At 74.6% G+C, this 19926-nt stretch carries 16 protein-coding genes; 8 read left to right on the top strand and 8 right to left on the bottom strand.

Annotated features, from left to right (window positions below):
* Positions 1-163: 163 nt before the first annotated feature.
* Positions 164-1063 carry an alpha/beta hydrolase family protein gene (locus ACGFIR_RS29285; RefSeq protein WP_393008059.1) on the bottom strand — a complete coding sequence of 300 codons (900 nt, stop codon included), beginning with the start codon at positions 1061-1063 and terminating at the stop codon, positions 164-166.
* A gap of 317 nt (positions 1064-1380) precedes the next feature.
* Here ACGFIR_RS29285 and ACGFIR_RS29290 point away from each other — a divergent pair, with 317 nt between their 5' ends.
* From ACGFIR_RS29290 to ACGFIR_RS29325, 8 genes are all read left to right on the top strand, one after another.
* Positions 1381-1854 carry an aromatic ring-opening dioxygenase LigA gene (locus ACGFIR_RS29290; RefSeq protein WP_393008057.1) on the top strand — a complete coding sequence of 158 codons (474 nt, stop codon included), beginning with the start codon at positions 1381-1383 and terminating at the stop codon, positions 1852-1854.
* Positions 1855-2001: 147 nt separating this feature from the next.
* Positions 2002-2793: a shikimate dehydrogenase family protein gene (locus ACGFIR_RS29295; protein WP_393148449.1), complete on the top strand. Its 792-nt coding sequence runs from the start codon at positions 2002-2004 to the stop codon at positions 2791-2793.
* 145 nt (positions 2794-2938) lie between these two features.
* Positions 2939-3871, top strand: a complete 933-nt coding sequence (locus ACGFIR_RS29300) for an STM4015 family protein (protein WP_393008054.1) — start codon at positions 2939-2941, stop codon at positions 3869-3871.
* A 6-nt stretch (positions 3872-3877) separates the two neighbouring features.
* Complete coding sequence (locus ACGFIR_RS29305) at positions 3878-4828, top strand: STM4015 family protein (protein ID WP_393008052.1); 951 nt, start codon at positions 3878-3880, stop codon at positions 4826-4828.
* Position 4829: 1 nt separating this feature from the next.
* Positions 4830-5981 carry an STM4014 family protein gene (locus ACGFIR_RS29310; RefSeq protein WP_393148451.1) on the top strand — a complete coding sequence of 384 codons (1152 nt, stop codon included), beginning with the start codon at positions 4830-4832 and terminating at the stop codon, positions 5979-5981.
* Entirely contained in the window at positions 5969-6772 is an 804-nt protein-coding gene (locus ACGFIR_RS29315) for an STM4013/SEN3800 family hydrolase (protein WP_393008048.1), read from the top strand. Before ACGFIR_RS29310 ends, ACGFIR_RS29315 begins: the two co-directional genes overlap by 13 nt.
* Positions 6769-8094: an STM4012 family radical SAM protein gene (locus ACGFIR_RS29320; protein WP_393148454.1), complete on the top strand. Its 1326-nt coding sequence runs from the start codon at positions 6769-6771 to the stop codon at positions 8092-8094. The genes ACGFIR_RS29315 and ACGFIR_RS29320 overlap by 4 nt, the downstream gene beginning before the upstream one ends.
* Positions 8091-9011, top strand: a complete 921-nt coding sequence (locus tag ACGFIR_RS29325; RefSeq protein WP_393008044.1) for an STM4011 family radical SAM protein — start codon at positions 8091-8093, stop codon at positions 9009-9011. Before ACGFIR_RS29320 ends, ACGFIR_RS29325 begins: the two co-directional genes overlap by 4 nt.
* Before the next feature lie 69 nt (positions 9012-9080).
* Here the strand turns inward: ACGFIR_RS29325 and ACGFIR_RS29330 are convergent, their stop codons facing one another.
* The 7 genes from ACGFIR_RS29330 to ACGFIR_RS29360 form a co-directional block, all read right to left on the bottom strand.
* Positions 9081-10673, bottom strand: a complete 1593-nt coding sequence (locus tag ACGFIR_RS29330; RefSeq protein ID WP_393148456.1) for an MDR family MFS transporter — start codon at positions 10671-10673, stop codon at positions 9081-9083.
* A 66-nt stretch (positions 10674-10739) separates the two neighbouring features.
* Complete coding sequence (locus ACGFIR_RS29335) at positions 10740-11390, bottom strand: TetR family transcriptional regulator (RefSeq protein ID WP_393008040.1); 651 nt, start codon at positions 11388-11390, stop codon at positions 10740-10742.
* A 173-nt stretch (positions 11391-11563) separates the two neighbouring features.
* Positions 11564-12739: a trans-sulfuration enzyme family protein gene (locus ACGFIR_RS29340; RefSeq protein WP_393008038.1), complete on the bottom strand. Its 1176-nt coding sequence runs from the start codon at positions 12737-12739 to the stop codon at positions 11564-11566.
* Between the two features lie 195 nt (positions 12740-12934).
* The gene (locus ACGFIR_RS29345) at positions 12935-13780 is read right to left on the bottom strand and encodes a carbon-nitrogen hydrolase family protein (protein ID WP_393148458.1); all 846 of its coding nucleotides are present in this window, start codon (positions 13778-13780) and stop codon (positions 12935-12937) included.
* The gene (locus ACGFIR_RS29350; protein WP_132238343.1) at positions 13777-14106 is read right to left on the bottom strand and encodes an AzlD domain-containing protein; all 330 of its coding nucleotides are present in this window, start codon (positions 14104-14106) and stop codon (positions 13777-13779) included. The genes ACGFIR_RS29345 and ACGFIR_RS29350 overlap by 4 nt, the downstream gene beginning before the upstream one ends.
* Positions 14107-14111: 5 nt before the next feature.
* A complete protein-coding gene (locus tag ACGFIR_RS29355) occupies positions 14112-14942 on the bottom strand; it encodes an AzlC family ABC transporter permease (protein WP_393148461.1) in 831 nt (276 codons plus the stop codon).
* Positions 14935-19923, bottom strand: a complete 4989-nt coding sequence (locus tag ACGFIR_RS29360; protein WP_393148463.1) for an amino acid adenylation domain-containing protein — start codon at positions 19921-19923, stop codon at positions 14935-14937. The genes ACGFIR_RS29355 and ACGFIR_RS29360 overlap by 8 nt, the downstream gene beginning before the upstream one ends.
* Positions 19924-19926 lie beyond the last annotated feature (3 nt).

A 19926-nucleotide genomic window follows, 5' to 3' on the forward strand; every position in this document is an offset into this window, starting at 1 on the left:
TTACAGGGGGTGTTTCGGTTTGTGGGGGGGCCCGACAAACCCCGCCCCCCCGGGGCCCCCCCCGGGGGGGGGGCGCCGCCGGGGGGGGGCGGCCCCCGACGGTTTTGTGCACTCCCTGGCAGCCTCACGGGGCGACCGCGGATGACGGCCGCCCCGCGGAGGGTCAGGCGCTCGGGCAGGTGTTGCGGTACTCCTCGATGGCGGAGCCGCTCGGGCCGGGGCAGAGGAACTGCTCGTAGCGGGTGTCGTCGTCGACGAACCGCTTCAACCAGGCCACCGCCTGGCGGGCGGTGGGCGTGTTGACGGTCTGCGGGAAGAAGTGGCTCGCCCCGTTCAGCTCCAGGTACGCCTTCTCCGACGAGGCCGGGATGCTGTTGTAGAACGGCTCCGAGTGCGACGCGACCGGCGCGATGCTGTCGGTCTCCCCGCCGATGATCAGGGTCGGCACCCGGACGTCGGACCAGGACTTGTCCAGGTTCCAGGGCGCCAGTGGCACGGCGGCCTGCAACGACGGCCGGGCGACCGCGGCCTCCAGGCTGCCGCCGCCACCCATCGAGTGGCCGGAGACGGCGAGGCGGCTGGCGTCGATGCGGCTGCGCACCGAGCTGCGCTCGGTCAGGTAGTCGAGCGCGGCGAGCAGTTGCCGGCCACGGCTGTCCGGCTGGTCGAGGCGGGTGTTGGTCTCGATGCCGATGACCACGAACCCGTGCGAGGCGATGCGCGGGCCGAGCCAGTCGATGCTGGACCAGGACGCCGTGTAGCCGGGCGAGATGGCGACGGCGCCGAAGGTGCCCTCGGCGGTGCTGGTCGGGTAGTAGATGACGCCCCCGCCGAAGCCGGTGACACTGAGCGAGGAGACGCTCTGCGACGCGGTGGCGAACGGGCCGCGGCTGGCCTCCAGCAGCGCGACGGTCGGGGCGGGACCGCGCTCGTACGGGTTGTCGGCGGCCTGGGCGGCGGTCGGGGCGGCCAGCGCGCCCGCCGCGGCCAGGACGGCGGCCACGGCCAGTCCGGCGAGGCGGAAGGCGGGACGGGTACGGACGGTGGTGGTTGCTGATGACACGTCGGGCACTCCCTACGGGACGGGGCATATCGACATGCATCAGTCTTCGTCGAGGTCGCCGGACCCGCATCGGCGAAATCACCAGTCCACGGGGGAAAACAGAATCCGACGCGCTGCGCAAGCCGTCGGCCAGCGGCTGAGAGACCCGGACGCCGACGTACCGCGCCCGCCCGACCGGCAGCCGTCGGGCGGGCGCGGCGCGTCCGCCGTCGGTGCGATGGATGCGGTCCACCTCCGGATTGCGATACTGGGTCGCATTTCGATCGGAACACATCCGCACGCCGGGTCCCTGCCCGGGGCGCGGGAGAGGAGACACCATGACCGACACCACCGCGAAGTCCAAGGCCGTCGGCTCCACCGTCCGCCTGCTGTCCGTCCTGGTCATCGTCGCCGGACTGGTCATGCTGATCGGCGGGGCCACCACATGGTTCACCGTGCAGAGTCAGCTCGCCGACGAACGCATCACCGTCTCCGACGACGCGGACTGGTTCGCCGGCGAGAAGATCGACGGCCCGCTGACCGCGTACGCGGAGGCCGAGGTCATCGAGAAGCACTCGCTGGAGGCCAGCGGCGGCAAGACGTACGCCGAACTCGGCCGGGAGGACCCCACCCGGCAGACCGTCATGAACGGCTCGTTCCTGCGCGCCTCCCTGTTCACCTCGGTCGTCTCCTTCGGGGTCGCCGCGCTGGCGATGGGCCTCGGGGTGGTGCTCGTCCTGATCGGGTACAGCCTGCTCACCCTCTCCCGCCGGCTCGACGCCCTGCCCGCCGCGGCATCCACCACCTCCTGATCCGCCCCGCCGGCCCGGTCCCGCCCGCACGGCGTGGCCGGGCCGCCGCGGGCACGGGCCGCGTCGGGGCCTGCGTCGCCGTCGCGTAGGGTCGGCACCGCCCCCTCCGGCCGCGCCGGACGACCCCTGCCCCGCGGAGACGCCCCCATGACCGAGATAGGCGGCGCCACGAGGGTGTACGCCCTGCTCGGCGACCCGATCGCGCAGGTGCGCGCCCCCGGACTGCTCAACCCGGTGCTCGCCCGGCGCGGCACCGACGCGGTGCTCGTCCCGGTCCATGCGGCGCCGGCCGACCTGACGCAGGTGGTGCGCGGGCTGCAACGGGTGGCCAACCTGGACGGGATGCTGGTCACCGTGCCGCACAAGGCCGCCGCGCTCGACCTCGCCGACCGGGCCAGCGACCGCGCCCGGCTGGCCGGCAGCGCCAACGCCCTGCGGCGCGAGCCCGACGGGACGTGGACCGCCGACACCTTCGACGGCGACGGGTTCGTCCGCGGGCTGCTGGCGGCCGGACACCAGCTCCGGGGCCGCCGGGCCTGCGTGGTGGGCGCGGGCGGTGCGGGCAGCGCGATCGCCGTGGCCCTGCTCGACGCCGGCGTGGCGGAACTGCGCCTCAGCGACACCGACCCGGGCCGGCTGGAGACGCTGCGGCGGCGGCTGTCCGCCGCGTACCCGGGAAGGGTCGGCGCGACCGCACGGCCGCGGCTGGCCGACGCCGACCTCGCGGTCAACGCCACGCCCCTGGGGTTGCGCCCCGCCGACCCGCCGCCGTTCGCGGTGGCCGACCTGCCGGCGCACGCCGTGGTCGCCGACATCATCATGACCCCGGCGGAGACGGTCCTGCTGGCCCGGGCGCGGGCGCGGGGCCTGCGGGCGCATCCGGGCGAGCCGATGCTCGCCCACCAGATCGACGCCTACCTCGAGTTCTTCGGACTGTGACGACGGTCCGCGCCGGCAGGCCGGCAGCGCCGCCCTCCGGCACCGACCACGGGTCGCCTCCCCCGCCGACCTGCTCGATGATCGTCCTGTCGGGCGTACCTGTTACCGTCGCGCCGCCGCTGCACCAGTCGGACCGGAGGTAGGCGTGATCAGCTCGCACGTGTCGTCGTTCGTCGGATTACCGGTGGTGCCGTTCACCCCCGGCATGACACTTCCCGACGACCCCTCGGCGGTCGCCTGGCGGCTGGAGGTCGAGGACTTCGACGCGGAGCCCGAGGAGTTCGCCGGTCTCGTACGGGCCCTGCGCGAGCAGGTGCCCGCCGACGCCGTACGCGCCCTGGTGATCGGCGAGTGGGGCGAGGCCTACGAGCGGCCCCTGCCGGTCGAGGCGCTGGTCGAGGCCGCCGGGGAGTGGACCGGGCTGGGGGCGGTCTTCCTCGCCGACCTGACCTGGGAGCAGTGCGAGATCTCCTGGCTCGCGCACGGCGACATCACCGGGCTGCTCGCGGCGTACCCGTCGCTGGAGGTGCTCTGGGTGCGCGGCGCGCAGGGCCTGCGGCTGGAGCCGGTCCGCCACGCCGGGCTGCGGGAACTGCGCTTCGAGTCCGGCGGGCTGCCGGCCGAGGTGGTCCGCGCCGTCGGCGCGTGCGAACTGCCGGCCCTGCACCGGCTGGACCTGTGGCTCGGCCGGCAGGACTACGGCGGCGACGCGAGCGCCGACGACCTGGCCGGGGTGTTCTCCGGCGCCGGCCTGCCGGCCCTGCGCCACCTCGCGGTGTGCAACGCCGAGATCGCCGACGCGGTCGCGGCGGCCGTCGCCACCGCGCCGGTCGTCCCCCGGCTGGAGGTGCTCGACCTGTCGATGGGAACGCTGACCGACGAGGGCGCGAAGGCGCTGCTGGCCGGCCAGCCGCTGACCCACCTGACGCACCTCGACCTGGAGCACCACTACCTCTCCGAGGACATGGCCGCCTCGGTGGTCGCCGCGCTGCCCGGGGTGCGGGTCGAGCTGTCCGACCCGCAGGTCGCCGAGGACTACGACGGCACCATCTACCGCTACACCGCGGTCGGGGAGTGAGCGGCGATGGCCTTCGGTTCCCACGCGCGCCACTTCGCCGGCCGTCCGGTGGTGGACGTCCCCGCCGACGGGCCGCTGCCCACGGTGGACGGCCCGGTCTCGTGGCGGATCGCCCACTGGCACTTCGACGACGAGACCGCCGAGAACGCGCTCTCGGAGGAGTTCCGCGACGCGTTCGACCGGTTCGTCGCGCAGGCCGGGCCGTCCGTGGAGTCCCTGGTCGTCGGCTCCTGGGGCTACGCGGCGTTCCATCCCGCCCCGATCGCGCAACTCTGCGCGGCGGCGCCACGCCTGCCCGCCCTGCGCGCCCTGTTCCTCGGTGACATCACCTCCGAGGAGTGCGAGGTCTCCTGGATGAAGGTGGGCGACGTCAGCGCGCTGCTGACGGCGTACCCGGCGCTGGAGGTGCTGCGGGTACGCGGCGGCGAGGACTTCGACTTCTCCCCCGTACGGCACGCGCGGCTGCGCGAGCTGGCGGCGGAGAGCGGCGGGCTGTCCCGGGAGTTCGTCGGCGCGGTGCTCGACTCCGACCTGCCCGCGCTGACCGACCTGGAGCTGTGGCTCGGCACCTCCGACTACGGCGGCGACGCGCAGGTCAGCGACCTCGCCCCGCTGCTGGCCGGGGACCGGTTCCCGCAGCTGAGCCGGCTCGGCCTGTGCAACTCGGAGATCGCCGACGACCTCGCCCGGGCGCTGGCCTCCGCGCCGGTGGTGCCCCGGCTGCGACGCCTGGACCTGTCGATGGGCACGCTCGGCGACGAGGGCGCGGCGGCTCTCCTGGCCGGGCAGCCGCTGACCCACCTGGCGGAGCTGGACCTGTCCCACCACTACCTGGCGGAGGAGACGGCGGCGTCGGTGGTCGCCGCGCTGCCGGGCGTCCGGGTGGACGTCTCCGACCCGCAGGAACCCGAGGAGTACGACGGCGAGAGCTACCGCTACACGGCGGTGTCGGAGTGACATGCGCCTGACCGTCGTCGGCAACCCCGGCAACCGTCGGGTCGCCCTGTTCACCGGAGCGGTCCTCGGCGCCGGGCTGCCCCGACCGGAGGTGCTGCCCTGGGTCGACGTGCTGACCGGGGCGGCGCCACCGCCGGCGGGCGCGGTGGTGCGGGTCGACTCGCCCGGCGAGGACGCCGACGTGGACCGGCTGCTGCGCCGGGCCGCCGTACCGGCCCGCCACGGCGAGCTGGTCGGTCTGGCCGACACGTACGCCGGGCTGTTGCGGGGCCTGGACCGGGTCGCCGCCGGCGGCGCGGAACTGCTCAACGACCCGGCGGACGTCGCGGTGCTCTGCGACAAGCGGCGCTGCCACGCGCGGCTGTCGGCCGCCGGGGTGCCGGTGCCGGCCGCGCTGCCCCCCGTGCACGGGTGGGAGCAGCTACGGGCGACGATGGCGACGAGCCGCACCAGCCGGGTGTTCGTCAAGCCCGCGCACGGCTCGTCGGCCGCCGGGGTCGTCGCCCTGGCCGTGGCCGGGCGGCGGGTGCGGGCGGTCACCACGATCGAGGTGACCCCGGACGGGCTGTTCAATTCGCTGCGCCCGCGCCACTACACCGACGAGGCCCAGATCGCCGCCATCGTCGACCGGATCGCCGCGGACGGCCTGCACGTGGAGCGCTGGCTGCCCAAGGCGGGGCTCGGCGACCGGGTGGTCGACCTGCGGGTGGTGGCGGTGGCGGGCCGACCCACCCACGCCGTGGTGCGCGCCGCCCGGGGGCCGCTGACCAACCTGCACCTGGGCAACGCGCGCGGGGACCTCGCCGAACTGCGCGCGGCGGCCGGACCGGCGGCGTGGGCGGCGGCGATGGAGACCTGCGAGCGGGTCGCCGGGTGTTTCCCCCGCACCCTCCAGGTCGGCATCGACCTGATGTTCCTGGTCGGTTGGCGGCGCCACGCGGTGGCCGAGGTCAACGCCTTCGGCGACCTGCTGCCGGGGGTCCTCGCCGACGGCCGCGACACGTACGCCGAGCAGGTGCGCGCCCTCACCGACGGCCGGTGGGCGCGCTGGCGGGCGGCGGCCGGCGGGGAGCCGACGCGCCCCGCCACGACCGGTCGGGCGGCGACGGATGTCGGCGTGGCCGGGCGGGAGGTGTTCGCGTGCGCGCGCTGATCGGCAGTCACGACCTGCTCCTGCTCACCCTCGACACGCTGCGGCACGACGTGGCCGCCGACCTGGCCGCGCGCGGGCGCACGCCGCGCCTGGCGCGGGCCCTGCCCGGCGGCCGGTGGGAGCGCCGGCACTCCCCCGCCAGCTTCACCTACGCCGCGCACCACGCGTTCTTCGCCGGCTTCCTGCCCACCCCGACCACCCCGGGCCGGCACGAGCGGCTGTACGCGGCGGCGTTCCCCGGCAGCGAGACCGCCGGCGCCGACACGTGGGTGTTCGACGCCCCGGACCTGCCGACGGCGCTGGCCGACGTCGGCTACCACACGCTCTGCCTGGGCGGGGTCGGCTTCTTCAACCGGCGCAGCCCGCTCGGCGCCGTGCTGCCGGGCCTGTTCGCCGAGGCGCACTGGGAGCCGGAGTTCGGGGTCACCTCCCCCACCTGCCTCGACGCCCAACTCGACCGGCTGGCCGAGGTGCTGCCGCGGGTGCCGGCGGAACAGCCGCTGTTCACGTTCCTCAACGTCGCCGCCCTGCACCAGCCCAACCGGCACCACCTGCCCGGCGCGCGGGTCGACGACCTGGCCAGCCACGCCGCCGCCCTGGAGTACGTCGACGGCCGGATCGACCGGCTCTTCGCCCTGCTCACCGGGCGGGGCCGACCGGTGTTCGCGATCGTCTGCTCCGACCACGGCACCGCCTACGGCGAGGACGGCCACACCGGCCACCGGATCGGCCACGACGTGGTGTGGACCGTCCCGTACGCCCACTTCGTCCTGCGACCGGGGGAATGGTGACCGGCACCGACACGGGCCTCGACGGCTCGCCGTACCAGCAGTACCTGTACGCGTACCCGCACAAGACCTCCTACCGGCCGCTGCGCCCGCGCCCGCAGCTGGCGGACGTGTGGCGGGCCGAGTCGCGCGAGGCGCTCTTCCTCTACGTGCACCTGCCGTTCTGCGAGATGCGCTGCGGCTTCTGCAACCTGTTCACCCGCGCCAACGCGCCGGCCGAGCAGGTGACCGACTACCTGCGGCAGCTACGCCGGCAGGCCGAGCGGGTCGCCGACGCGCTCGGCGACGACGCCGGCCACGCCCGCGCGGCGTTCGGCGGCGGGACCCCCACCTACCTGACCGCCGACGAGCTGACCGAGCTGTTCGACATCGCCACCACCACGATGGGGGCGCGGCTGCCCGGCGTACCGCTGTCGGTGGAGACCTCGCCGGCGACCGCGACGCCGGAGCGGCTCGCGGTGCTCGCCGCACACGGCACCACCCGGGTCAGCATCGGGGTGCAGAGCTTCCTCGACGCCGAGGCCCGCGCCGCCGGCCGGCCGCAGCGGCGCGCGGAGGTGGAGGCGGCCCTGGCCGCGATCCGCGACGCCCGGATCCCCGTGCTCAACATCGACCTGATCTACGGCATCGACGGGCAGAGCGCCGACACCTGGCGGCAGAGCCTGGACGCGGCCCTGGCGTGGCGCCCCGAGGAGCTGTATCTATACCCGCTGTACGTGCGCCCGCTGACCGGGCTCGGGCGGCGGGCGCACGGCCGCGCCGACTGGGACGCCCAGCGGCTCGCCCTCTACCAGCAGGCGGTGGCGACGCTGGGCGCGGCCGGCTACCGGCAGGAGTCGATGCGGCAGTTCCGCCGGGCCGACGCGCCCGTCCCCGACGGGCCCGACTACTGCTGTCAGGACGACGGCATGGTGGGGCTGGGCTGCGGCGCCCGTTCCTACACCACGTCCCTGCACTACTCGTTCGACTACGCGGTCGGGGTGTCGCAGGTGCGGGCGGTGCTCGACGACTACCTGGCCCGCCCGGCCGACGACTTCCGCCACGCCGAGTTCGGGTTCACCCTCGACGGCGCCGAGCAGCGCCGCCGGTGGCTGCTCAAGTCGCTGCTGCGCGCCGAGGGCGTCGACGCCGCGGCCTACCGGGCCCGGTTCGGCGCGCTTCCGGGCGACGACTTCCCCGAGCTGGGCACCCTCGCCGAGCGGGGGTGGGCCGACGACGGCGGGCTGCGGCTCACCCCGGCCGGGCTGGCCCGCTCCGACGCGATCGGCCCGTGGCTGACCTCGGCGCGGGTACGCGACGCGATGACCGGGTACGTGCCGAGGTGAACCTGGCGATCCTCTACCGGGGGCCCCTGGCGAGCTGCAACTACGACTGCCCGTACTGCCCGTTCGCCAAGCGGCACGACCCGCCGGAGCTGCTGCGCGCCGACCGGGCGGCGCTGGAGCGCTTCGCCGGCTGGGTGGCGGCCACCGCCGACGTACGGCTGTCGGTGCTGTTCACCCCGTGGGGCGAGGGGCTGACCCGCAGCTGGTACCGGGACGCGATGGTGTCGCTGTCGCACCTGCCGCACGTCGAGCGGGTCGTCATCCAGACCAACCTGGCCGCCCGGGTGGACTGGCTGGCCGAGGCCGACCCGCGCGCCGCTGCCCTGTGGGCCACGTACCACCCCGGCCAGGTCGAGCGGGACCGCTTCCTGCGCCGCTGCGCCCGGCTGACCGAGCTGGGCATCCGCTACTCCGTCGGGGTGGTGGGCCTGCCGGAGCACCTGGCCGAGGCGCGGGCGCTGCGCGCCGCCCTGCCCACCGGGGTCTACCTGTGGGTCAACGCCGCCGAGGGCCGGCGCTACGACGCGGCCGAGGAGGCGACCTGGACGGAGCTGGATCCGCTGTTCGGCTACAGCGTGCGCCCGCACGTGTCGCTCGACCTCCCGTGCCACGCGGGCGAGACGGCGATCTCGGTACGCGGCGACGGCACCGTACGCCGCTGCCACTTCATCGACGAACCGATCGGCAACCTCTACGACGGGTCGTGGCGTGCGGCCCTGCGTCCGCGCCCGTGCGGCAACGCGGTCTGCGACTGCCACATCGGCTACGTCCATCTCAAGCCGCTCGGCCTACGCGACGTCTTCGCCGGCGGGGTGCTGGAGCGCATCCCGGCCGCCTGGCCGTCGGCGCGCCGGCCGGTGCCGCTCGGCGCGCCGGTGCACGGGACGGTGGCCGTCCCCGCCCCTCCCCCGGTGTAGCGGGCCGGCGAGCCGCCGGACGCGACAGGGGCGGCCCGGCGCAGGCCGGACCGCCCCTGACCGGGTGACTCAGTGCGCGCCGGGTACGACGGCAGCCGCCTCCTCGCGCGCCCGCCGCTCCTCACCGCTGAGGGTGTGCAGCGGCTTCTCGCGGATGAACAGCACCACCAGCAGGGCGAGCACCGCGAACGGGGTGGCCACCAGGAAGAGTTCACCGGTCGCGGTGCCGTACACGTCCTGGATGATCCTCAGCACCGGCTCGGGCAGGGTGGACAGGTCGGGCACCTCGGTGGAGCCGTGGCCGCCCGGGGCGCCGCCGGTCAGCGGACCGAGCTTCTCCGCGCTCAGCGTGGCGACCCGGTTGGCCAGCACCGCGCCGAGCGCGCTGACGCCGATCGTGCCGCCCATGCTGCGGAAGAAGGTCAGCACGGAGGTGGCCGCGCCCAGCTCGTGCGCCGGCACGTCGTTCTGCGCCGCGAGCACGAGGTTCTGCATGAGCATGCCGACGCCGACGCCGAGCACCGCCATGTAGACGCTGAGCAGCAGGATGCTGGTCCCGGCGTCGATGGTGGCCAGCAGCAGCATGCCGGCGACCATCACGGCGGCGCCGGCCACCAGGTAGCGCTTCCAGCGGCCGTACTTGGTGATCAGCTGGCCGGCGACCGTCGACGAGACCAGCAGGCCCAGGATCATCGGCAGGCTCATCAGTCCCGCCACCGTCGGGGACTTGCCCAGCGAGAGCTGGAAGTACTGGGACAGGAACACGGTGCCGCCGAACATCGCCACGCCGACCAGGATGCTGGCGATGGTGGTCAGCGAGACCGTCCGGTTGCGGAAGATGTCCAGCGGCACGATCGGCTCGTCCGCGCGGGACTCCACCCAGACCGCCAGCGCCAGCAGGGCGAGACCGCCGCCGACCATCAGTGCCGTCCAGCCCGAGGCCCAGGCGAACTTGTTGCCGGCCAGCGACGACCAGACCAGCACGGTGGAGACGCCGGAGGTGATGAGCAGCGCGCCGAGCCAGTCGATCTTCACCTTGCGGCGGGTCACCGGCAGGTGCAGGGTGCGCTGGAGCAGGAAGATGGAGAGCAGGGTGAACGGGACGCCGATCAGGAAGCACCAGCGCCAGCCGAGCCAGGAGGTGTCGACCAGCACGCCGCCGATCAGTGGCCCGGCGATGGTGCCGACGCCGAACACGGCGCCGAAGATGCCGGCGTAGCGGCCCAGTTCGCGGGGCGGGATCATGGCCGCCATCACGATGGTGGCCAGTGCCGTCATGCCGCCGGCGCCGATGCCCTGCACGACCCGGCTGACCAGCAGCACCTCGACGTTCGGGGTCAGCCCGGCGATCAGCGAGCCGACCACGAAGAGGCCCAGGGAGAGCTGGATCAGCAGCTTCTTGTTGTAGAGGTCGGCCATCTTGCCCCACAGCGGCACGGTCGCCGTCATGGCCAGCAGCTCGGTGGTGACGATCCAGGTGTAGACGGTCTGGGTGCCGTTCAGGTCGGCGATGATGCGCGGCAGCGCGTTCGCCACGACCGTGGAGGCGAGGATCGACACGAACATGCCGACCATCAGGCCGGAGAGCGCCTGGAGCACCTCGCGGCGGGACATGCGGCCGGCGCCGACCTCGGGGGTCTCGGCGGGCACGGTGGCGGTCATTGACTTCCTTACCGGGTACGGGTTTTCACGGCCTCCCGGGCACCTTCCCGGAAGGAGCTTGCGGGGTCAGGAGCGGCGACCCACCGGCGGGTCCGCCGCGACGACGTCGGGCTGCGGCAGTCCCGCGGCGAGGGCGGCGAACGCCTCGTCGACGAGGTCGGCCAGGTCGGGCCGGGCGGGGTGGGCGGCCCACCGGGTCATCGCGTTGCGCAGCACCGCGCCCGTCACGGCGGTGACCAGCGCCGGGTAGCCGTGGTCGGGATCGACGCCGACCCGTGCCGCGACGACCTCGACGATGGCCCGCTCCGTCTCGGCGTTGCCGGCGACCAGCCTGGGCAGGAGCGTGGGGTTGCGGTTCACGACATCCATCCGCAGGCACCACAGCTCGCGTTCGGCGCGTACCTCGTCGATCACCTCGTCGAGCGCGGTCCGCAACGCGGTCAGCACCGGCACCTCGGGCGGCACGGCGGCCAACCGGGCCACCAGGCGCGCCGCGTCGCCCGCCTGGTCGCCGACGAGGGCGTCGTCCTTGCAGGCGAAGTAGTTGAAGAACGTACGCGGGGAGACGTCCGCCGCCTCGCTGATCTCCTCCACCGTCACCTGGGCCAGGCCGCGTTCGGCGACCAGCCGCAGTGCCGCCTCGGTCAGCGCGGCCCGGGTCCGGCGCTTCTTGCGGTCGCGCCGCCCGGGGGCGGGCTCGGTGCTGGTGGAGGTCACGCGGCGACACTACAAGCGATCTTGCACAGCCTGCAATGTTTTATGAAGTGAAGTGACGCGGGCCATTCGGCCGCCCCGGAGGATGCCGGCGACACCGCCGGCATCCTGCACGCCGCGTGCCGGACGGAGCCCGTACGACAGCCGGGAAACCGACCGCCGCCGGCCGACGCGCGCTACCGCGTCCGCTCCGCCGCGTCGAGGGCCGCCACGAAGTCGGCCACGAGGTCCTCGGTGTCCTCGATGCCGGTGGAGACCCGGACGAGGCCCTCGCCGATGCCCGTGGCGGCCAACTGCTCGGCGTCGACGATCCCGGCCCACATCGAGCGCGGGTGCACCACGAGGGTGCTGACGCTACCCAGGCTGGCCGCCCGCTTGGCCAGCCGGAGGCCCTTCAGCAGCCCGGCCGCCGCCTGCCCGTCGCGCAGCTCGACGCTGAGCACGCCGCCGAAGCCGGTCATCTGCCGGACGGCCAGCTCGTGCTGGGGATGCGTCGGCAGCCCCGGGTAGCGGACCCGCCGCACGGCCGGATGACCCTCGACCGCTTGGGCCAGGGCCAGCGCGTTGGCGTTGTGCCGCTGCACCCGCAGCGACAGGGTCCGGATGCCGCGCAGCAGCAGCCAGGCGTCGATGGGGCCGAGGGTGCTGCCGGTGACGATGGCGGTCTGCCAGACCCGGTCGACCAGGTCGGCGGAACCGACGATCACCCCGGCCGAGACGTCGGAGTGCCCGCCGAGGTACTTCGTCCCGCTGTGCCACACCAGGTCGGCGCCGAAGTCCGCCGGCCGCTGGTTGACCGGGGTGGCGAAGGTGTTGTCGACCGCGACCAGCGCGTCGTTGGCGTGCGCCAGCTCCACGACCGCGGCCAGGTCGGTCAGTTCGAGCAGGGGGTTGCTCGGGGTCTCCACCAGCACCAGCCGGGTCTGCGGGCGCAGTGCCCGGACGAAGGCGTCGGTGTCGGTCTGGTCCACCTGGGTGAAGGCCACGCCGAAACGGGCCAGCAGGCCGGTGACCAGCGACGTCGTGCCGCCGTACGTGCTGCGCTGCACGATGACGTGGTCCCCGGCGGAGAGCAGCGCCAGGGCGATCGTGCTGATCGCGCCCATCCCGGAGGCGGTGACCATGCCCGCCTCGACGCCCTCCAGCTCGGCGACCACGGCGGCGACCTGCGCGTGGTTCGGGTTGCCGTAGCGCGTGTAGAAGGCGTTCCCGCGGGTCTCGGTGGCGACGGCGGTGAACTGCTCGTCGGACTCGGCGCTGAAGGTGGCGCTCTGCACGATCGGCGGCGACACCGCCCCACCCGGGCTCAGCCCGTCGTCGCCGTGGACAGCGATCGTGCCGGTGCCGGTCACAGGTTCTCTCCTCACGTGGTGGGCCGCCCGCCGGGACGGCGGGTCGGAAAAGGTGCGGGCGTCACCCCGGGCGCCCGGATGGTCCCGCCGGGCCGGTGTCACCCGGCTCGCACGGCCCGGCCGGCGGGGCGTCACCCGGCCCGGACGCTCCGGCGGACAGGGTCGCCCGAGCTGAGCGCTCCCGGCGGACGGGGGTCACCCGGCCCGGACGGGCACGGCCGCCGGGGGCGGCGCGGGCGCGGCACGGTCGGCGAGCATCCGCAGCGCGTCGCGGTGCCGGCGCAGGACGGCGTCGTCCAGGTCGGCGACGGCGAGCCCGGGGCCCCTGCCGGCGTCGGCGAGGACCCGTCCGTCGGGAGCGTACACGGCGCTGCGGCCGGCGAACTCCCAGCTGCCGTGTGATCCCGCGAAGTTGGCGAACACCACGTAGCAGGTGTTCTCCAGGGCGCGGGCCGGGAAGTACACGCCACGCCGATGGTCGGAGTCCCCGGTCTGGAACGCGCTCGGGCACAGGTAGGCGTCGGCGCCGGCGAGGGCCAGCGCGCGGGCGTGTTCGGGGAAGCTGGAGTCGTAGCAGATCCCCAGCCCGAGCCGCCAGCCGCGCACCTCGACCAGGGTGTCGGCGTGGCCCGGCACGAAGAACTCCCGCTCGTCACGGTCCAGGTGGCGCTTGTCGTACCCGGCGGCCAGCCCGCCGTCCGCGCCGAGCACCAGGGCACCGATCACCCAGCCGCCGGCCCGGCGCAGGCAGCCACCGACCACCGCCACCACCCGATGGGTGCGGCAGGCCTCGGCGACGACCTCGAGCGGTTCGCCGTCCGGCTCGACGGCGCACCGGGCGATGTCGTCGCGCAACAGGCCGACGTCGTAGCCGCAGAGCGACAGCTCGGGGAAGACGACGAGATGGACGCCGCGCGCCGCCGCCTCGGCGATGCACTCCGCCGCCATCCTCGCGTTGCCGGCGAGGTCACCGGGGACGGCGGTCACCTGGGCGGCCGCGACCCGCAGCGGGGCGCGGTCGACGGGATGCACGGTCGTCACGCGGCCCCCAGCCACCAGCGCAGGCCGAAGAAGACCACGAGCCCCACCGTCCAGACGATCATGAAGCGCTCGACGAAGAGGCCGGTCACCAACGTGACCAGACCGGCCACCAGGTACGGCACGGTGACGACGGTGATCTCGATCCGGTTGTCCACCGGCGCGATCACCGACGGGACGGCGATGGCCGCCAGCAGCGCCGGCGGGAGGTACCCGAGGAAGACCTTGACGTCGTCGGGAAGCACGCGGTCGCGGAAGACCAGCAGCGGCAGGTACCGGGGCGCGAAGGTGGCGAGCCCCATCCCGAGGATGAGCAGCAGCATGGACATTCCCGTCACCTTCCGTCCGTGTCACGGGCCGCCTCGACGGCCCGGCGTTCCCCGGCCGCCACCCGGGCGGCCTCCGGCTCCGGCTCCTCGGGTTCCTCCGCCGGCTCGTCGGTGGGCTTCGGCGGGAACCACCGCCGTTGCACCACCTCACAGGCCATCCCGACGAACGCGCCGCCGAACGCCGCCACGATCAGGCCGAGGTTGTAGGGCAACCCGAGGAAGAGCAGGGCCAGCGCCCCGGCGGAGACGGCCGTCGTCCAGACCTTCCAGCCGACCAGCGCCGAGGCCAGTACGACCAGGAAGACCGCGGTCATCGGGAAGTCCAGCCCCGAGCGCAGCCGCTCCGGCAGCAGGTGCCCGGCGATCATGCCGACCACCGTGGCGACCGCCCAGTTGACGTACATGACGGCGGAGGCGCCGAAGTAGAACATGCTCTTGCGCCGGGCCGGCTCGTCGCCCTTGATCCGGTCGAAGGCCACAAAGAACACCGCGTCGATCAGCCCGAAGCCCAGCAGCAGCCGCCAGCGCTGCGGCAACTCGCGTACGTGCGGCGCGAGCAGCGTCGAGTAGATCAGCATCCGCAGGCTGAGGATCAGCGTGGTCAGGACGATGACCGGCCACGCCGCGCCCTCCGAGATCAGCTTGAAGCCGATGAACTGGGCGGTCCCGGAGTTGACGACCATCGCCAGGCCGAACGTCTCCAGGTAGGACAGCCCGGCGGCCAGGCCGAGGGTGCCGCCGATCACGCCCAGCGGGAAGGCGGAGAGCAGGAACGGCACCATCGAGCGGGCTCCGGCGACGAACTCGCCCCGCACGGTCGGCGTACGGTCAGACATGATCCTCCCCAGGACGGCGGGCGGACGGTACGGCGGCGGCCGCCGGCGGCGTGCCCGTTCCCGTCGCGCCGACGATAGCGGCCACGTCGGCCGCGCGGGTGCGGCAGAAGTAGTGCCCGCCCCCGTCGATCTCCTTCAACTCCACGTCGGCGGCGACACGCCGCCACGCCTCGTGCGCGGCGCCGGGCCCGGCCGTCAACGGGTCGTCGGCGGCCACGACCACGGTGACCGGCACCGGCAGCGGCTCCCCCAGCCGGTCCCGCAGGTAACGGTGCGAGCCGACGGCGTCGTGGCGGAAGGCGGCGACCAGGGCCTCGACGTGCCCGGCGTCCAGGCCGTCGAGTTCGGTGAATCCGGTCTGCTCCACCAGCCAGCCCACCACGTCCGCCGGCGCCATCCCGGTGACCTCCGCGATGCTGGCGTCGATCTCCTCCGCCGCGCGCAGCAGCTTGCCGCCGAGGAACAGCCGCTCCGGTGCCCGGCCGGCGGCGGCGAGCAGCCGGGTGACCTCGATGGCCGCCGCCGCGCCGACGCAGTGGCCCCACACCAGCACCGGCCCGCCGCCCAGTTCCCCGATCTCGGCGACCACCCGGCGGGTCAGCTCCGCCAGCTCCAGCAGCGGCTCGGGGCGGCTGACGTCGTGCCCGGGCAGCGCCACGGCGTGCACCGCGATCCGGTGCGGGGCCAGCGCCTCGGCCAGCGGCCGGAAGGCGAGCGGGCTGCCCGCCGCGTACGGGAAGCAGACCAGGACCCGGTCGTACGCGCCGTCCGGCGGGGACAGCGGTTGCAGCAGCCGGTCGGGCGGCGCGGCGTCCGCCTCGACGACCCGGGCCAGCGGGCCCAGCGTGGAGGTCGTCATCAGCTGCCGCAGCGTGACCAGGGGCCGCAGCGCGGCGATCACCCGCATCGCGGCGAGCGAGGTGCCGCCCAGGTCGAAGAAGTTGTCCTCCTCGGCGATCCCGGCCACCGGCACGTCGAGCGCCGCCGCCCACGCCTCGGCGATCCGCCGGGCGACGGGCGTGCCCGGCGCGGTCCGCCCGGCCGGCTGCTCCGGCCGGCGCGTCGCCGGGGCGGCCCGGTCGAAGCGGCGCCGGGCCGGCGTGACCCGGGGCTCGGGCAGGCCGGGCCGCAGCCCGGCGTGGGCGCTCTCCGGGTCGGCCGCCAGTTCCGCCAGCACCCGCCGGTACACCTGGCCGATCCCCGCCGCCTGCTCGGGCGTGAAGGCCGCCGAGTGGTAGTGCAGGCTCAGCCGGACCCGGTCGGTGAAGAAGTCCCGCATGAACTCGGCGCGCAGCGCGAACTCCGTCTCCGTGCTCACCCGCACGTCGAGCAGGTCGAAGCCGGGCAGCTCGCGCAGCTGCTTGAGCAGGTAGAAGTGGGTGTAGTTGAAGACCGTCTCGAAGAGCAGGTCGGTGGTGGCGGCGTCCGCCTTCATCTGCGCCATCGGGTAGCGCCGGTGGGGCAGCAGGTCCGCCTCCGCGCGGTACACCGCCCGGACCAGGTCGGCCCAGGAGCCGTCGCCGAGGTCCACCCGCATCGGTACGGTGTTGAGGAAGAGTCCCAGCGCCCCGGTGGCGCCCTCGGCCTCGGGCCGTCCGCTCTGCTCGTACCCGGTGAGCACCTCGGTGTCCCCGGCGAGCGCGCCGACCACCTTGACGTGCGCGGCCAGCAGCACGGTCTTCAGCGGCACCGCCAACCGGTCGGCCACGCGCAGCAGCCGCTCGGAGAGCGCGTCGTCGATCTCCACCTCGTGGAACACCACCGGCCGCTCGGCCGGGACCTCCGGCGGCTGCCACCGGGGCAGCTCGGTCACCCCGCCGGCGGCGAGGACGCCGCGCCAGAAGTCGCGGTCCGCCGCCGACTCCAACGCCCGGCGTTCCAGGCCGATGTAGTCGCGGAAGTGGTTCTCGGCCGGCTCCTCGTCCGGCCGGTCCCCGGCCAGCAGCCGGTAGTAGGTGTCGAAGAGCTGGGTGTGCAGCAGCGTGATGCTCCAGCCGTCCAGCGCCGAGTTGTGCTGGCTGACGCTGTAGCGGTACAGCTCGTCGCCGAGGACGTGCACGTGGATGCGGACCAGGCCAGGCTCCTGCCAGCGGAACCGGTACGACTGCTCGCGGGCGTGCCAGTCGGCGTACCAGCGTTCCTGCCCGGCCGGGTCGCGGTCGCGCAGGTCCACCACCCACAGCGGGCTCGGCGCGTCGGCGTGCACGAGTTGCAGGTACTCACCGAAGCCGGTCAGGTGGTAGCTGGTCCGGAAGATCGGATGGCGCGCGACGAGGATCCGCACCGCCTCGGCGAAGGTCGCCTCGTCGAACGGCGCGTTGATCAGGAAGCTGATGATGTCGTGGTACTGGGCGGCGCCCCGGGACAGCTCGTTCTCGTAGATCAGCCCCGCCTGGAGCTGCCCGAGCGGGTACGCGTCGACCACCCCGGCGGGCAGCCGGGCCCGGTCCGCCGCGTCGAGCAGGGCGAACGGCGGGTGCGCCACCGCCCGTTGCGCGTCCGGCGGACCGGCCGCGAGCAGCGCGGCGATCGTCGGGTGGCGGAACATCTGCTGGAAGGTGAGCTCCACCCCGGCGGCGTGCGCGCGGGCCAGCACGGTGACGAAGTGGATCGAGTTGCCGCCGATGGCGAAGAAGTTGTCCTCCACGCCGACCCGGTCGACGCCCAGCACGTCGGCCCAGATGTCGGCGAGGATCCGCTCGGGCCCGGTGCGCGGCGCCACGTACGGCCGCTCGGGCGCGGCCGGCTCGGGCAGCGCCCGCCGGTCCAGCTTGCCGCTGCCGGACAGCGGGAACTCCGCCAGCTCGACCACCCGGGCGGGGACGAGGTAGCTCGGCAGCAGGGTGCCCAGGTGGGCGGTGAGCGTCGCCTCGCCCACCGGCTCGTCGGCGACCACGTAGCCGATCAGGTTGCCGTCGCGGGCCACCACCACGGCGTCCTTCACGCCCGGGTGCCCGCGCAGGGCCTCCTCCACCTCGCCCAGCTCGACGCGGTAGCCGCGTACCTTCACCTGGTGGTCGAGGCGGCCGAGGTAGTCGAGTGTGCCGTCGGGGAGCAGCCGGGCCAGGTCACCGGTGCGGTACACCCGCTCCTCGTCGACCTCCGGCGCGGCGACGAAGCGGTCCCGGGTCAGCTCCGGCCGGTTCAGGTAGCCGCGGGCGAGCTGCACCCCGGCGATGCACAGCTCCCCCGGCACCCCCAGCGGCTGGGGGCGCAGCCGCTCGTCGAGCACGTACAGGCGGGTGTTGTCCACGGGCCGGCCGATCGGCACCCGCTCCCGGCCCGGCTCGCAGCGGTGGTGGGAGACGTCGACGGTGGCCTCGGTGGGCCCGTACAGGTTGACCAGCGTCGCGCCGGGCAGCAGCTCCGCGAGGCGGTCCACCTGCCGGGGGCTCAGCGCCTCGCCGCTGGCGAAGACCTGCCGCAGGCTCGCCAGCCGGCCCGTGTCGACGGTGCCGAGGTAGTCGAGGAAGGCGCCCAGCATCGACGGTACGAAGTGCACGGTGGTGACGCCGTGCGCCTCGACCGCCCCGATGATGGCCTCCGGGTCGCGCTCCGCGCCGGGCGGCAGCAGGCAGACGGAGGCGCCCTCGCGGGCCCACCAGAACAGCTCCCACACCGACACGTCGAAGGTGGTGGGGGTCTTGTGCAGGATCACGTCGGCGAAGCCGATCGGGTACCGCCGCTGCATCCAGGCCAGCCGGTTGGCCAGCGAACGGCGCTCGATCATCGCGCCCTTCGGGGCGCCGGTCGAGCCGGAGGTGTAGATGACGTACGCGAGGTCCCGCCCGTCGCGCGTCACCTCGGGTCCGGGCGATGCGGCGGCGGGTGACGCGGCGGCGGGGACCGGGCCGGTGCTCGGCAGCGGGAGCGCCGGCACACCGTCCGGGACCCGCGCCGGGTCGGCGGCGAGCACCAGGGCCGCGCCGCTGTCCTCCAGCAGGTAGGCGACGCGCGCCGCCGGATAGCCGGGGTCGACCGGCAGGTATGCCCCGCCGGCCCGCAGGGTCGCCAGGATCGCCACCAGCTGTTCGCGGGAGCGGTCGGCGAGCACACCGACGATCGACTCCGCGCCCACCCCGGCGTCGCGCAGCCGCTCGGCGTACGCGGCCACCCACGCCTCCAGTTCGGCGTACGTCCAACTGCCCGCGCCGGTGCGGACGGCGACGGCGTCCGGCCGGGCGGCGGCCCACCGGGCGACCCACTCGTCCGGCCGGCCGGCCGGGTCCGCCTCGACGCCGGTGTCGTTGACCTCCCGGAGCACCGCCCGGTCGCCGTCGGTCAGCAGGCTCAGCTCCGCCACCGGCGCGTCCGGCTCCGCCAGCGCCCGGCCCAGCAGCAGCGCCAGGTGGGCGCCGAGGCGCTCGACCGTGGCGCGGTCGTAGCGGCGGGCGTCGTGGTGGACCGTCACTTCGGCGGCGCCGAGGGCGAAGAACACCCCGGCCCCTGCCCCGTCGGGCGCACCGCCGCCCACCGCCACGTCGACGAGCGGATGCGGGCCCGCACCACCGTCCGCCGCCAGTTCCTCGGCCAGCAACTCGACCGGGTAGTCGGCGTGGCGGGCCGCTTCGGTCACCGCCGTGCGCAACTGCCCGACCAGGTCGCGGTAGCTGGTCTCCGCCGCGCAGCGCACCCGCAACGGCAGCGTCCCGGCCAGCTGCCCCGGCTCGCCCGGGCGGCCGATGAGCATGTCGTCGGCGCCGGTGTAGCGGCGCAGCAGGGCGGCGACCGCGGCCGTCACCAGAACCTGGCGGGCGTCCTCGCCGCCCCGGCCGGCCCGGGCGAGCCGGTCCACCACCGCCTCGTCGAGCGGCACGGTGACAGCGGCCGGCTCGGGCGGGGCGCCGGGCGCCGGGGTGCGGTCGGCGGGGAACCCGACCGGGTCGGCGCCGGAGCCGAGCACGGCACGCCAGTGGCGGGCGTGCTCCGGGCGGCGCGCCGCGGCGATCTTGAGCTGGCCCCGCGTCATCAGCGACTGCATGAT

Source organism: Micromonospora sp. NPDC049051, assembly GCF_043197575.1.
Lineage (GTDB): Bacteria > Actinomycetota > Actinomycetes > Mycobacteriales > Micromonosporaceae > Micromonospora.